General features: G+C 59.6%; 8 protein-coding genes and 1 pseudogene. 6 read left to right on the top strand and 3 right to left on the bottom strand.

Translation table 11 applies throughout. The features are described 5' to 3' along the window. The first annotated feature begins 180 nt into the window (after positions 1 to 180). Positions 181 to 1,392 carry a serine hydrolase domain-containing protein gene (locus IPI80_RS07895; protein WP_413858866.1) on the top strand — a complete coding sequence of 404 codons (1,212 nt, stop codon included), beginning with the start codon at positions 181 to 183 and terminating at the stop codon, positions 1,390 to 1,392. A 133-nt stretch (positions 1,393 to 1,525) separates the two neighbouring features. Here the strand turns inward: IPI80_RS07895 and gluQRS are convergent, their stop codons facing one another. The 3 genes from gluQRS to IPI80_RS07880 are packed head-to-tail and all read right to left on the bottom strand — an operon-like array spanning position 1,526 to position 4,569. Continuing rightward, complete coding sequence (gene gluQRS / locus IPI80_RS07890) at positions 1,526 to 2,515, bottom strand: tRNA glutamyl-Q(34) synthetase GluQRS (protein ID WP_413858864.1); 990 nt, start codon at positions 2,513 to 2,515, stop codon at positions 1,526 to 1,528. A 6-nt stretch (positions 2,516 to 2,521) separates the two neighbouring features. Next, the gene (locus tag IPI80_RS07885; RefSeq protein WP_413858862.1) at positions 2,522 to 3,565 is read right to left on the bottom strand and encodes an NAD(P)/FAD-dependent oxidoreductase; all 1,044 of its coding nucleotides are present in this window, start codon (positions 3,563 to 3,565) and stop codon (positions 2,522 to 2,524) included. A 56-nt stretch (positions 3,566 to 3,621) separates the two neighbouring features. Continuing rightward, positions 3,622 to 4,569, bottom strand: a complete 948-nt coding sequence (locus IPI80_RS07880) for a LysR family transcriptional regulator (RefSeq protein ID WP_413858860.1) — start codon at positions 4,567 to 4,569, stop codon at positions 3,622 to 3,624. A 110-nt stretch (positions 4,570 to 4,679) separates the two neighbouring features. On the opposite strand from IPI80_RS07880, the gene IPI80_RS07875 reads away from it, so the two are divergent. The 5 genes and pseudogenes from IPI80_RS07875 (at position 4,680) to IPI80_RS07855 (ending at position 14,120) form a co-directional block, all read left to right on the top strand. Further along, positions 4,680 to 5,381, top strand: a complete 702-nt coding sequence (locus IPI80_RS07875) for a pirin family protein (protein WP_413858858.1) — start codon at positions 4,680 to 4,682, stop codon at positions 5,379 to 5,381. Between the two features lie 39 nt (positions 5,382 to 5,420). Continuing rightward, positions 5,421 to 5,969, top strand: a complete 549-nt coding sequence (locus IPI80_RS07870) for a flavodoxin family protein (protein ID WP_413858856.1) — start codon at positions 5,421 to 5,423, stop codon at positions 5,967 to 5,969. Positions 5,970 to 6,039: 70 nt separating this feature from the next. After that, positions 6,040 to 9,619: pseudogene (gene dnaE, locus IPI80_RS07865) on the top strand (DNA polymerase III subunit alpha). Between the two features lie 128 nt (positions 9,620 to 9,747). Next, a complete protein-coding gene (locus IPI80_RS07860; RefSeq protein WP_413858854.1) occupies positions 9,748 to 10,935 on the top strand; it encodes an efflux RND transporter periplasmic adaptor subunit in 1,188 nt (395 codons plus the stop codon). Between the two features lie 5 nt (positions 10,936 to 10,940). Then, positions 10,941 to 14,120 carry an efflux RND transporter permease subunit gene (locus tag IPI80_RS07855; protein ID WP_413858852.1) on the top strand — a complete coding sequence of 1,060 codons (3,180 nt, stop codon included), beginning with the start codon at positions 10,941 to 10,943 and terminating at the stop codon, positions 14,118 to 14,120. Positions 14,121 to 14,203: the final 83 nt, after the last annotated feature.

Genomic DNA, 14,203 nt, shown 5'->3' with positions numbered 1-14,203 from the left:
GCCCAGTCAAGGAGATCATCTGTCAACTTTGACGCAAATTTCGCTCGATTGGAATTCTTCAGAGGTCCCCGGAACATAATGACTCACACCATGACTTCAGAGTAGGCCGAAATGGCAAAATTGCGCGGCTGTAAAGTTTGGCGTGGCATTTTGCGATTGGTATGGCTGGGGAAATTTGGTATGGGTGCATTTTTACGATTTCTGTTTTTGTTGTGCGCCGTTGCAACTTCGGCATTTGGACAAGGCCCTCAGGTCAAGGATGGGCATCCTTACATTGACGACAAGAGCTTGTTGGGCAATGAGAACGGGTTCCGTCGATGGACGTACACCATCAAGCCAGTGGCCGCCCCGCCGCCTATCGCGTCGCGTGGCGCCACGACGAAGGAGGCTCGTGTGGTGGAGCAAGCCAAGTTTCTGTTGGCATCCCGCGAAGCCAAGGCCATCGTGCTGATGGACGGCCCCAGCGTTATCTATGCTGGTCTCAAGGAACCAGCAACCGAAAAAACCTTGTTTGCCAGCGCCAGCATGGGTAAAACCGTAACAGCGTTGGCCGTGGGGCAGGCTATTTGTGCCGGCAAGATCAAGCTCGAAGACCGTGCAGCGGCCCTGATGCCTGAACTGGAAGGAAAAGCTCTGGGCAATGCCACGGTGCGCGACCTGTTACGTATGGCCTCCGGTGCAGCCGAGGCCAACACCGGACCAACAAAGGGCAGTGGCTACATCTTTACCGCACAAGAAGAAACCGATCTTCGCGCGGGCAAATTCGACATCGTGCATGCACTATCGTCCGATCGATTGGCGAGCGCCGCGCACGGCACCTTTTCAGATTACAAACCGGGTGAACAATTCGCTTACAAGGCCACTGATCCTTTGACTCTGGGCATCCTGCTGAACAGGGCAACTGGAGTCTCGACTGCCCAGTGGATGCAACGCATGGTATTTGACCAGGCAGGCCTTGCTGAATCCGGAAGGTTGAACACCTTGTGTGCAGCTTCTGCAGGGGTTTTTTGCTCTGATGGCAAGCAGGCAGTCAAGACCGATGCTGGAGTATTTCTCCATCTAAATGATTGGATGCGCTTTGCATGGTGGGTCAAGCGGGCGTCGAAAAAATCGGATTGCTTCGGCAAGTTTGTGAACGAGGCCGCGCACACCCAGATATCAACCGCCAAACCGGGAACAAAATGGGGCAAGAATTCAGTCCGAGGGTATGGCTACCTGATCTGGACGGATAACCCAATCGCGCCGGATACTTTTTGGGCCGAAGGTTGGGGTGGTCAACGCATTGGCTGGAATTACAAAAATGACCGGATGGTAATTTCCTTTTCCAACCACGAAATTTGGATTCCCGAGTTGTATGCGCTGTACCGTGATTGGATGAATGCGGCAGACTGAACACAAGACATGACAAGGCGATAGGTCAAGACTGGCCGTTCCATGCCGGCGATCATGTGAAAGCCGCTTGTTGGTTGACAGTGAGTGCTCAAATTCGGTAGCAGGGCGGCCATTTTCTCCACTACCTGCAAACTCAATCACGCACACGGCCCCAATGGTCCCGCCAAGCTGGTACCCAGGCGGCCAGCGCTTGTGTGATGCTGCCCAGTTGCTCCGCGGCTGGCAAGTTCAGTACTTGAGCCGCCAGTACCAGAGCACCCATTGCGGCCTGCGGGGTGGAGGCATCCACCGCCTGCGCCCCATTCTGCTTGGACAGCTTCTCCCCATTGGTGCCCCGCACGAGTGGCGTGTGCAGGTACTGCGGCGTGGGCAGGCCCAGGGCGTGCTGTAGCCAAATCTGACGCGAGGTGTTGTCGGCCAGATCGACGCCGCGAACTACGTGGGTGATGCCCTGCGCGGCATCGTCCACCACCACGGCGAGTTGGTAGGTGAAACAGCCGTCGGCCCGCTTGAGTACGAAGTCGCCGACTTCGGTGGGCACGTTCTGCTGCTGGGCCCCCAGGCGTCGGTCATGCCAGTGGATGTTGGAGAATGCTATTGATTCAAGAGCGCCTTGTGTAGTATCTACGAGGGCTATCGGCTGATTTGACACTAAGGGTTGGATGCGCAGGCGCCACGCACACACCATGTTCTCTGGGGTGCCGCCGGCGGGTAATCCGAGGCGACAGGTACCGGGGTAAACCAGTTCAGCATGGCGCTGTCGCTCCAGACCCTGTTGTTGCATGGCGGTAGCAATGTCCTTGCGCGAGCAGCAACAGGGGTAGGCCAGATCTGCAGAAATGAGTTCGTCCAGCGCGTGTTGGTACAGGCTGGTGCGGGTCGATTGCCGCACCACTGGTTCATCGGGAACCAAGCCACAAGCTACCAGTTGTTGCAGGATGCGCTCTGTAGCGCCGGGCACAGTGCGGGGCGTGTCTACGTCTTCAATGCGCACCAGCCACTGGCCGCCGTGTGCGCGGGCATCCAGCCAACTGGCCAGCGCCGCGACCAATGAACCGGCGTGCAGTGGGCCGGTGGGGGAGGGGGCAAACCTGCCTCGGTAGGTTTTAGCCCCCAAGTTCATCCGCTTTTACGCAATTGCCAGGGCCAGTTCCAGCCCCGATACAAAGGCGTTTTCCACCCGGTGACCCAGGCACCAGTCGCCGCACAGGCCCAAGCCCGCGCTGGCATCCCACAGGTGGGACTGGCCCAGCGGCTGGTTGGTCTTGGCGTAGAGCCAGCGCTTGGTGTCGATGTGGGCCGGTTCGGCGCGAATGCCGGTAACCTCTGCAAAGGCCTTGATCAGTTTGGCCTGCACGCGCTGGGGCGTGTCGTTCAGGTGCTCGCGTGACCAGGCGGCGCTGGCCTGCACGGTCCAGCGCTCCACAGCGCCGCGTCCAGGCTTGCTGGACTCGCGTGTCATCCAGGCAATGCGGTGGTGGGTGCTACGCGCGGCGTTCCATTGCGGCCCCAGGGTGGAAAAGCCGGGCTGCATGGCCTGCGGGTAGGCCAGCATCAGGGTCCAGCAGGGGTCTACCGTGACAGCGCTGGTCTTCTTCAACAGGTTGCCGGCCTTTGGGGTGTCTTTCAAAAGCGCTTGCGCCTGGGCACAGGGCACGGCCAGCACCACAGCATCAAAACCGCTGTAGACGTGAATGCTGTCGCCATCGCCTTGGGTGCGCAATTGCCACTGGGCCTTGTTCAGGGCGTCGCGTTCGATGTGGGTAACGTTGGTGTTCAGTTCCAGACAGTGCGCGTCGACCAGGGGCTGTGCCCAGCGGCGCACCAGGGTGCTCATGCCGGGAATGGCTACCCAGTGTGGTTCGCGGGCGGGAAGGCCGGCAGCGGCCACGCGACCGCGTTCGTCCAACACTTGCACGGTGTTGGCGCTCCAGGCCTTGCAGACGTTAGGCGTACTTTGCAGGGCTTGCACAAAGCGCGGGTCGCGTACGGTGAAGTATTGCGCGCCGTGGTCAAAGGTTCCAAACGCGCTGTTGCGCGTGGACATGCGACCGCCCACAGTATGGCTCTTCTCGAACACCATGACCTGGTGCCCCGCCTGGGCCAGTGTGCGTGCACAGGTGATGGCCGCCATCCCGGCTCCAACGATGGCAATGTGTTTGGGTGCGGTCATGGGCAGGGGCTCCAGGAGTTGTGGGATTGGTCCCAGTTTATACGCGGGGCCGGGGGCTAGTAAAAATTCGACCGATGTTTCTCCAGCAAGGCAGCGCGGGTGGTGGGGCTTTCCAGTTGTTGCAGCCACCATTGCAATGCCCGCCCGTGGGTTTTGGCCTTGCCGCCACGCCAGGCGTAGTGGATGGCTACCTGGCGCGGTCCGCGCTCGGTTTTTTTTACCACCAACCGGCCGGCATCGATATACGTGTCGGCCATACAGCGTGGCAGGTTGCCACCGCCCAGTCCCCGCAACTGGGCATCCAACTTGGCCTGCATGCTGCCCACGGTAAATACGTCCTGCCCACTGAGCAGCCCAAAAGTCATGGCACTGCCGCGTAACACCGAATCGGCTACGGCCACCGCACGGTGCTGCTGGATCAGGGTGTCACTCAGCGGCTCTGCGGCGTTGGCCAGCGGGTGGTGGGGTGCTACGGCATAGACAAAGCTGACGTTGCCCAGCGGCTTGGTGTGTATATCTGTGGTGGTGTTGGTATCGTGTGTGGTGCCAATGGCCAGATCGGCCTGGCCGCTGGTGAGGGCCTCCAGCGTACCCGACAGGGTTTCGTCGCGCAAGCGAATGCGCGTGGGCGGCGACTGGGCAAAGAAGGCATCGCACAGCTCCATGACGGTGGACTTGGAAATGATGGTGTCCACGGCGATGGTGAACTGCGGCTCCCAGCCGGTAGCAACCCGTTTGACACGGTTGGCCACCGCTTCCATGTCGTGCAGCAAGCGGGCACCTTCACGCAGCAGTTCTGCACCAGCTTCGGTCAGCACCGCCTGGCGGGAACTGCGGTCGTACAGCAGTACATCCAGCGCGTCTTCAATCAATCGCACGCGGTATGTGAGTGCACTGGGCACCATGCCCATGGCCCGTGCCGCAGCGGCAAAGCTGCCAGCCGCCGCGATGGATTGCAGCATGGCGAGGGCGTCCGGCGTCAGGGCGTTGCGTGCATTTTGCATGGTACGTGTACTTAAATTTAAATAATTTGAATGATGCCATCAAACCCGATGGATGGAAATGGGGTTGCTACGGTCTAAAGTTCACTCCTAGAGCAAAGGAGCTATTCATCATGTTGACATTGCGCAAATCTGCTGACCGGGGCTATGCCGACCATGGCTGGCTGCAGTCGTTTCACAGTTTTTCGTTCGCGGGCTATGTTGACCCTGCCCATATGGGTTGGGGCAATCTGCGGGTGATCAACGAAGACCGCATTGCCCCCGGTGCCGGCTTTGGCACGCACGGCCACCGCGACATGGAAATCATCAGTTACGTGATTTCCGGCGAACTGGCCCACAAGGACAGCATGGGCAATGTCAAGGGCATTCCACCGGGTGATGTGCAGCGCATGAGCGCCGGCTCCGGCGTGCAGCACAGTGAGTTCAACCATGCACCCGATCAAACCACGCATTTCTTCCAGATATGGATTGAACCCAATGTGCGCGGCATTGCCCCCGGTTACGAACAAAAGACGGTGCCAGCCGCCCAAAAGCAGGGTGTGCTGCGCCTGGTGGCTTCGCCAGACGGCGCACATGACTCGGTGTTGATCCATGCGGATGCGCGCATGTACAGCGGCCTGTTCGATGGACACCAGGGTGCGAGCCTGGCACTGGACCCTGAGCGAAAAGCCTATGTGCACTTGGTGCGTGGCACCATTTCTGTCAACGGCCAGCGCCTGAACGCTGGTGATGCAGCGTTGTTGGCGCAGGAAGACAGCCTGGTGCTGGACCACGCGGAAGGCGCCGAGGTGCTGGTGTTTGACCTGACGCCTTGATTTGTTTGTGGATTTTTTTTAAATATTGGAGATTTTGAAATGGCGAAAGTGATTGTTGTGTTCCATTCTGGCTACGGCCATACCCTGCGCTTGGCGCAGTCGGTAGCCCATGGTGCTGCTGCCGAGTTGCTGGCGATTGATGCCGACGGCAACCTGCCCGAAGGTGGCTGGGAAGTGCTGGCCGCAGCTGACGCCATCATCTTCGGCTCGCCCACCTACATGGGTAATGTGAGCTGGCAGTTCAAGAAGTTTGCCGATGCCTCCAGCAAGCCCTGGTACACCCAGACCTGGAAAGACAAAATTTTTGGCGGCTTCACGGCCAGCGCCAATGTCAATGGCGACAAGCATTCCACGCTGCACTATTTCATGACGTTGGCCATGCAACATGGCGGCATCTGGGCCGGCACCGGGCACAACTACAACAACACCAAGGCCTCTCAACGCAGTGATGTGAACTACCTGGCGTCCAGTGCCGGCCCCATGGCGCAGACGCCCGGTGACGCCAGCGGTGAAGAAATGAATGCGGGTGACCTGGAAACCGGTCGCCTGTTTGGCGCACGCATTGCTGCATTGGCCGCTGTACGCTAAGCATTGACCGTAGGTGCAGCACGCATGGGCTGCACCACCGTGTCCAGGTGGGAAAACCTACAATACCTGCATGTTTGTACACCTGCGCCTGCACACCGAATTTTCCGTTGTCGATGGAACCAACCGTATTGATGAAGTTATCGCGGCGGCGGTTGCCGACGACCAGCCCGCCATTGCTATTACCGACCTGAGCAATCTGTTTGGGGCCATCAAATTTTACAAGCAGGCTCGGGCCAAGGGCACCAAGCCCATCATCGGTGTCGAGATTTTTTTAGAAGGACTGGGTGGTGACACGACAGCGTTGTCGCGCATGGTGCTGCTGGTGCAAAACAAGCAGGGTTACCTCCATATTTCGGAATTGCTGGCGCGCGCGTACACCCAGAACGTGGTCAAAAACCAGGCCGTCATCAAACTGGCGTGGCTGCAAGAGTTGAATGACGGGTTGATCTGTCTGTCGGGCGCGCAAGCCGGGCCGGTGGGACAGGCGCTGATTCAGGGTGATACCCAGCGCGCATTGGAAATCGCACTGCAGTTGGGCAGCGTGTTTGCGCACCGCTTTTATCTGGAACTTCAGCGAGCCGGTCGTGTCGATGACGAACCCCATGTGGCAGCTGCCGTGCAGTTGGCGGCCCGCCTCAAGCTGCCGGTGGTGGCCACCCACCCGGTGCAGTTCACCACGCCCGACGACTTTGAAGCCCACGAGGCCCGTGTCTGCATTGCCGACGGAGAAATTCTGGGCAATCCCAAGCGTGTGCGCAAGTACACGCGCGAGCAGTATTTCAAGTCCAGCGCCGAGATGCAGGCGCTGTTTGCAGACCTGCCGTCCGCACTGGCCAACACGCTGGAAATTGCCAAACGCTGCAGCCTGACGCTGGTGTTGGGTAAAAACTATTTGCCGGAATTCCCAACGCCCCTGGTCAATGGCGAGCGTATGACGCCAGACGAGTATTTCCGCTACGCCTCGCACGAAGGGCTTAAAGATCGCATGGCGCATCTGTACCCCAACGCAACGGAGCGCGACACCCAAATGCCCGCTTACCTGGAACGCCTGGAGTTTGAGATAGGCACCATTCTAAAAATGGGCTTCCCCGGCTACTTTTTGATCGTGGGCGACTTCATTAACTGGGCCAAGAACAACGGCTGCCCGGTGGGGCCGGGGCGTGGCTCCGGTGCGGGCAGTTTGGTGGCCTATGCGCTCAAGATCACCGATCTGGACCCGATTCGGTACAAGCTGCTGTTTGAACGATTCCTGAACCCCGAGCGGGTTTCGATGCCTGACTTTGACATTGACTTTTGCCAGACCAACCGCAATTTGGTGATCGACTACGTGAAGGCCAAATACGGAAAAGACGCTGTAAGCCAGATTGCCACCTTCGGCACCATGGCGGCGCGTGGCGTGGTGCGCGACGTGGGTCGGGTGCTGGACATGAGCTACACCTTTTGCGACGGCATCAGCAAGCTCATTCCCAACAAGCCTGGCACCAACGTCACACTGCAACTGCCGCCCACAGACGGCAAGAAGAACGATAAATACGTCTACGCCAGCGAGGCGGAGCCGATTTTGGCCGAACGCGAAGCCAAGGAGGAAGACGTCAAGACCCTGCTGGAGTTGGCGCGCAAGCTGGAGGGCATGACGCGCAACATCGGCATGCACGCTGGTGGCGTGTTGATTGCACCGGGCAAGCTCACCGATTTTTGCCCGCTGTACCAGCAACCCGGCAGCGAGTCCGCCGTGAGCCAATATGACAAGGACGACGTGGAGGCGATTGGCCTGGTGAAGTTCGACTTCTTGGGCCTGGCCACGCTGACCATTCTGGAAATTGCGCGCGAGTTCATCATGAAGCGCCATCCCGGGCAAGAAGGTTTCGCCTTTGAGAACCTGCCATTGGACGATGCACGGGTCTACAAATTGTTCCAGGAGGGCAAGACCGAGGCGGTGTTCCAGTTTGAAAGCAGCGGCATGCAGCGCATGTTGAAGGACGCCAAGCCCACGCGCCTGGAAGACCTGATTGCCCTCAACGCCCTGTACCGCCCAGGCCCCATGGACTTGATTCCCAGCTTTGTGGCGCGCAAGCACGGGCGCGAGGTGATTGAGTACCCGCACCCGCTGGTGGCCGACATGTTGTCCGAAACTTACGGCATCATGGTCTACCAAGAGCAGGTTATGCAGACCGCGCAGATTCTGGGCGGCTACTCGCTGGGCGGCGCCGACATGCTGCGCCGGGCCATGGGCAAGAAGAAGGCCGAAGAGATGGCCGAACACCGCAGCATCTTCCGCGCCGGAGCTGCCAAAAACGACATCAACGAAGAAAAGGCCGACGAGGTTTTCGACCTGATGGAGAAGTTTGCCGGGCTACGGCTTCAACAAGTCGCACGCCGCTGCTTACTCGCTGTTGGCGTACCACACGGCCTGGATCAAGGTGCACTACACGGCCGAATTTTTCTGCGCCAACATGACGGTGGAAATGGACGACACCGACAAGCTCAAGGTGTTATTTGAGGACGCACAGCGGATGGGCCTGTCGTTTGAGCCGCCCAACATCAACCGGGGCAAGCACCGCTTTGAGCCCATCTCCAACAAGGAAATCCGATACGGCCTGGGTGCCATCAAGGGAACCGGCCAGCAGGCCATTGATGCCATTGTGGCCGCGCGTGAGGGCAAAGGCCCCACCGGGGAAGAAGGCCCGTTCACGAGCCTGTTTGACTTTGCCCGCCGGGTGGATCGCAGTCGGCTGAACAAGCGTTGCGTGGATGCGCTGATCAAGGCTGGTGCCTTTGACACGCTGCAACTCAACCGGGCGTCCTTAGTGGCCAGTATTGACCGCGCCTTTGACTTTGCTGCGGCCACGGCAGCGAACGCCAACCAGGTGGGCCTTTTCGACATGGGAGGGGACGACGACCACGGTTCCAGCACGCAGGAGCCCGATCTGGTGGCCGCCATGCCTTGGGGCATCAAGGAGCGGCTGACGTATGAGAAGACGGCTGTGGGCTTTTACCTGTCGGGCCATTTGTTTGATGAAGTCACGCTGGAAGTGCGGCGCTTTGCCAAGCGCCAACTCGACGAGGTTCTGGACACCCGCGAGCCGCAGTTGCTGGCCGGTATCGTGACTGATCTGCGCGTTATCAATGGCCAACGCGGCAAGTTGGGGCTGTTCAAGCTGGACGACAAGTCCGCTGTACTTGAGGCGCGCGCCGACGAAGCACTGCTTATAGCCCACAAGAATCAGCTTAAGGATGACGAAATCATCATCGTCATGGGCAAGGTACAGAACGACCGATTCTCAGGTGGCAAGCAGCTCACCGTCACGCAAATCTGGAGTCTGGAGCAGGCGCGCTGCCGCTTTGGCAAATATTTGCGGGTCGCAGTGGATGCGCGGGCTGACGGCAAGGGCCCGGATGTGGCCCGGCTGCTGCGCGAGTTTCCTGCCCAGAAGGAAGAAACCGAGCATGGCGAACTGATTCGCGGCCTGGCCGTGCGCCTGGCGATTCAACGGGAGCTGCAGCCGGCGCAAGGGGTCGAAGACGCTTGCACTGGCGCGGTGGCCGAACTGCAATTGGGCGACAACGCCCGCTTCTACCCCAGCGACGCCGCTCTTGCGGTCTGGCGCGCCCAAGCGGCGCAGGGCAAGGCGGTTATCGCTTACGACTGAGCGGTGGGCGGCACCGGCGTGACCCGCGTGGCTGTGGTTGACAAGAATTCTCGTTTAGAATAAATTACTAACCAATCGGTCAGTAAATAAATTTCTCTCTTTGTCCGCACCACACTTACGGTTCTGCTATGTCCTCCAAACACCCCTTCATTGCGTTGACCCTGGTTGCTGCAGCGCTTGCCCTGAGCGCCTGCTCGCGACCTGCTCCCACCGAAGAACCGATCCGCGCCGTTAAGGTGGTTACGGTGGGTTTAGATGGCATGCATGCCGGTAGCGAATACGCCGGTGAGGTAAGGGCGCAGATCGAGTCCCGTCTGGGCTTTCGGGTAGGCGGCAAGATCGTGCGCCGACAGGCCGAACTGGGGCAGCAGGTGCGCGTCGGCGCAGTGCTGGCCCAGCTGGACCCGCAGGACTATCAGCTGGCTGCTACTGCCGCCAAGGCCCAAGTCAACGCAGCCCAAACCAACCGGGATTTGGCCGCCGCCGACTTCAAGCGCTACAAGGATTTACGTGACAAAAACTTCATCAGCAGTGCCGAACTGGAGCGCCGCGATGCCACCCTGAAAGCGGCGCAGGCCCAACTGGACCAAGCGCTGGCCCAAGGCTCGGCCCAGGGCCATCAGGCGGCCTACACCACGCTGGTGGCCGATGTGGCGGGCGTGGTGACCGCAGTGGAAGCCGAGCCCGGCCAGGTAGTGGCCGCAGGCACACCGGTGGTGCGTATTGCCCAGGATGGCCCACGGGATGTGGTGTTTTCTGTACCTGAAGACAAGGTGGTACGGGTCAAGGTGGGCTCTGAAGTGGATGTGCGTGCCTGGGGAACCAATGGCGTGATCAAGGGCACGGTGCGCGAAGTGGCGGCCAGTGCCGATCCGGTAACACGCACCTTTGCCGTGAAGGCGACCCTGCCTGTAGATGATGCGCTGGCACTGGGGAGCACCGTTGCGGTATTGCCGCTGGCATTGGACCGAAGTGGTGCCCAGGTGGTCAAGCTTCCCACCAGTGCTTTCCGCCAGGACGGCCAGTCGTCGGCGGTTTGGGTGCTGGACACCGCCAGTATGACGGTCAAACTACAACCCGTGGTGATCGCCACGGCCGATGGCAATGAGGTGGTCGTGTCTAGTGGTCTGCAGCCGGGCATGCAGGTGGTGACGGCCGGCGTGCATGTGCTGTCACCCGGTCAAAAGGTCAGTATCTATAAGGAAAAACAGCCTCTAGCCCTCGCCAATACTACACAGCGCACTACCAAAGTTGTAGCAAATGCGGTGACAACTTCTGGCCCCGTGGTAGCTGCCAGCAACGCAGCGGGCAAGTAAACGCCATGAACGACCAACATCTGCGCCCGGAGAAGGGGTTCAACCTGTCGCGTTGGGCGGTGGAACATATTCCACTGACCAAGTTCTTGATGATCGTGCTGATGGTGCTGGGCGCCGCAGCCTATTTCCAGCTCGGTCAGGACGAAGATCCGCCGTTTACCTTCCGCATCATGGTCGTGCGCGCCTTTTGGCCCGGCGCCACGGCCCAGCAGATGGCAGAGCAGGTGACCGACAAGATTGAGCGCACCCTGCAGGAAGTGCCCAACGCTGACAAGATCCGCAGCTATTCAAAGCCGGGTGAAACCACCATCCTGTTCCAGGTGAAGGACTCCACCCGCGGCGCTGACGTGGCCAATACCTGGTACACGGTGCGCAAGAAGGTGGGCGATATGCGCATGACGCTGCCGGGTGGCGTGCAAGGGCCCTTCTACAACGATGAATTTGGCGACGTATATGGTGTGATCTACGCGTTGCAGGCCGATGGCTTCTCGGATGCCGAGGTCAAGAACTTCGCCGACGAAGTGCGCCAAAAACTGCTCAAGGTGGCCGACGTCAACAAGGTGGAACTGTTTGGCGTGCAGGACGAAAAGCTCTACATCGAAATTTCGCAGAAGCGCTTGTCCCAACTGGGCCTGGACATGAACCAGGTGCTGGCCCAGCTCAGCCAGCAAAACGCCATTGAAGGCGCCGGCGTCATCCAGACCCCGCTGGACACCTTGCAGGTGCGAGTGGCCGGCCAGTTTGAGGCCGTGGAAGACCTGCGCGCCTTGCCCATCCGGGGTACGGGCTACGGCGCCGGCACCAGTGCCGGGGGCAACCAATTGCGCTTGGGTGATATTGCCGAAATCAAGCGCGGTTACGTGGACCCGGCGCAGGTCAAGGTCCGCTTCCAGGGGCAGCAGATTGTTGCGCTGGGGGTGTCCATGAACAAGGGTGGTGACATCATCTCCATGGGCAAGGCACTGAAAGTTGCTACCGAAAAGCTGGGTGCAACCCTGCCAGCAGGCATCAAGCTGGTGGAGGTGCAAGACCAGCCGACAGCGGTGGCCAAATCCGTCAATGAGTTTGTGGGTGTGCTGATCGAGGCCGTGGTGATTGTGCTGGGCGTGAGCATTGTCAGCCTGGGCTTGCACAAGCGCAGCGGTGCAACGCGCTGGTTCAACCGCTACTACGTGGACTTTCGCCCTGGCCTGGTGGTGGGTATCACCATTCCGCTGGTGCTGGCAGTCACATTTCTTGGGATGCAGTATTGGGGTATCGGGCTGCACAAGATCTCATTGGGCTCGCTCATCATTGCGCTGGGCTTGCTGGTGGACGACGCCATCATTGCTGTCGAGATGATGGTGCGCAAAATGGAAGAGGGCTACGACAAAGTGCGTGCCGCCACTTTTGCCTACGAAATAACTGCCATGCCCATGCTGACGGGCACGCTGATTACTGCCGTGGGATTTTTACCGATTGGTATTGCGCGTTCGTCCACGGGCGAATACACGTTTGCCATCTTTGGGGTGACCGTGTTGGCCCTGGTGCTGAGCTGGATCGTGTCGGTGTATTTTGTGCCCTACCTGGGCACGGTACTGCTCAAGGTCAAGCCACACAAACCCGACGACCAGCCGCACGAGCTGTTTAACACGCCGTTCTACAACACCTTTCGCAAAATGGTGAACTGGTGCGTGCAGCACCGCTGGATGACGATTGGCGCGACGCTCTTGCTGTTCGCATTGGGCATTGTGGGCATGGGCAGGGTGCAGCAGCAATTCTTCCCGGATTCCGCGCGCCCGGAAGTCTTGATGGATGTGTGGTACCCCGAGGGCACCTCGTTTGCCGCCAACGAGGCTACGACCAAACGCATTGAGGCACGGCTGATGCAGGACTCGGACGTGGAAAATGTCACCACCTGGGTCGGTTCTGGCGTGCCGCGGTTCTACCTGCCCATGGACGCCATCTTCCAGCAAACCAATGTGTCGCAGCTCATCATTCTTCCCAAAGACCTGAAACTGCGCGAGCCATTGCGCTTGCGCTTGCCGCAGCTGATGGCTCAGGAGTTTCCTGAGGTCCGGGCACGGATCAAAATCCTGCCCAACGGACCACCAGTGCCCTATCCGGTGCAGTTTCGCGTGGTCGGTGGCGAGCCGCAGGTCCTGCGGGCGCGCGCCGATGAGGTCAAGGCTATCCTGCGCGCCAGTTCCAATATGCGGGGAGTAAATGACAACTGGAATGAGTCGGTCAAGGTCATGCGCCTGGAAGTGGACCAGACCAAAGCGCGCGCGCTGGGTGTCAGCAGCCAGTCCATCGCCCAAGCGTCCAAGACCATTTTGTCTGGCACAACCGTGGGCCAGTATCGCGAGGGAGACAAGCTGATTGACATCGTGCTGCGCCAGCCGCTGGACGAACGCAACGCCATTACCGACATTGGCAACGCCTACTTGCCAACCGCCAGTGGAAAGTCCATTCCACTAACGCAAATTGCCAAGCCGACCTTCACCTGGGAACCTGGGGTGATGTGGCGCGATGGCCGTGATTACGCCATCACCGTGCAGGGTGACATCGCTGAAGGTCTGCAGGGCGCGACCGTAACGGCAGAATTACTGCCCCAATTGCGGGCGCTGGAGGCTTCCTGGAAAGCCAAGGGCATGACCGCTTACCGTATTGAGGTGGCGGGCGCCGTGGAAGAGAGCAGCAAGGGCTCGGCTTCCATCGTTGCTGGCATTCCAATCATGTTGTTTATCACCTTCACACTGCTGATGCTGCAACTGCATAGCTTCAGTCGTGCGATGTTGGTGTTTTTGACCGGCCCCTTGGGCATTGCCGGCGTGGCCGGTGCCTTGCTGGTGTCGGGGCGGCCATTTGGCTTTGTGGCGTTGTTGGGCGTGATTGCGTTGATGGGCATGATCCAGCGCAACTCGGTGATCCTGATTGACCAGATTGAGCAGGACCGTGCCGCAGGCATACCCACCTGGGACGCCATTGTGGAATCGGCCGTGCGGCGCCTGCGCCCCATCGTGCTGACGGCCGCTGCCGCTGTGCTTGCCATGGTTCCGCTGTCACGCTCGGGTTTCTGGGGCCCTATGGCGGTTGCCATCATGGGCGGGCTGATTGTGGCCACGGTATTGACCCTTTTGGCACTGCCGGCCATGTATGCAGCATGGTTCCGCGTAAAACGCGAAGCACCGGCGCCAGTCTGACCCCAACTGCAGGTTAAAATAGCAGGTTGACCAATTTCAAATGGGTGGTTCGGGTCTTGCAGACGGCGTCTGCGGGGCCTGTT

It is taken from the genome of Candidatus Aalborgicola defluviihabitans (assembly GCF_016705985.1).
Classification (GTDB): domain Bacteria; phylum Pseudomonadota; class Gammaproteobacteria; order Burkholderiales; family Burkholderiaceae_C; genus Allorhodoferax; species Allorhodoferax defluviihabitans.
The sequence above is the reverse complement of the archived record's forward strand: the minus strand, read 5'-3'. Positions and strand labels throughout refer to the sequence as shown.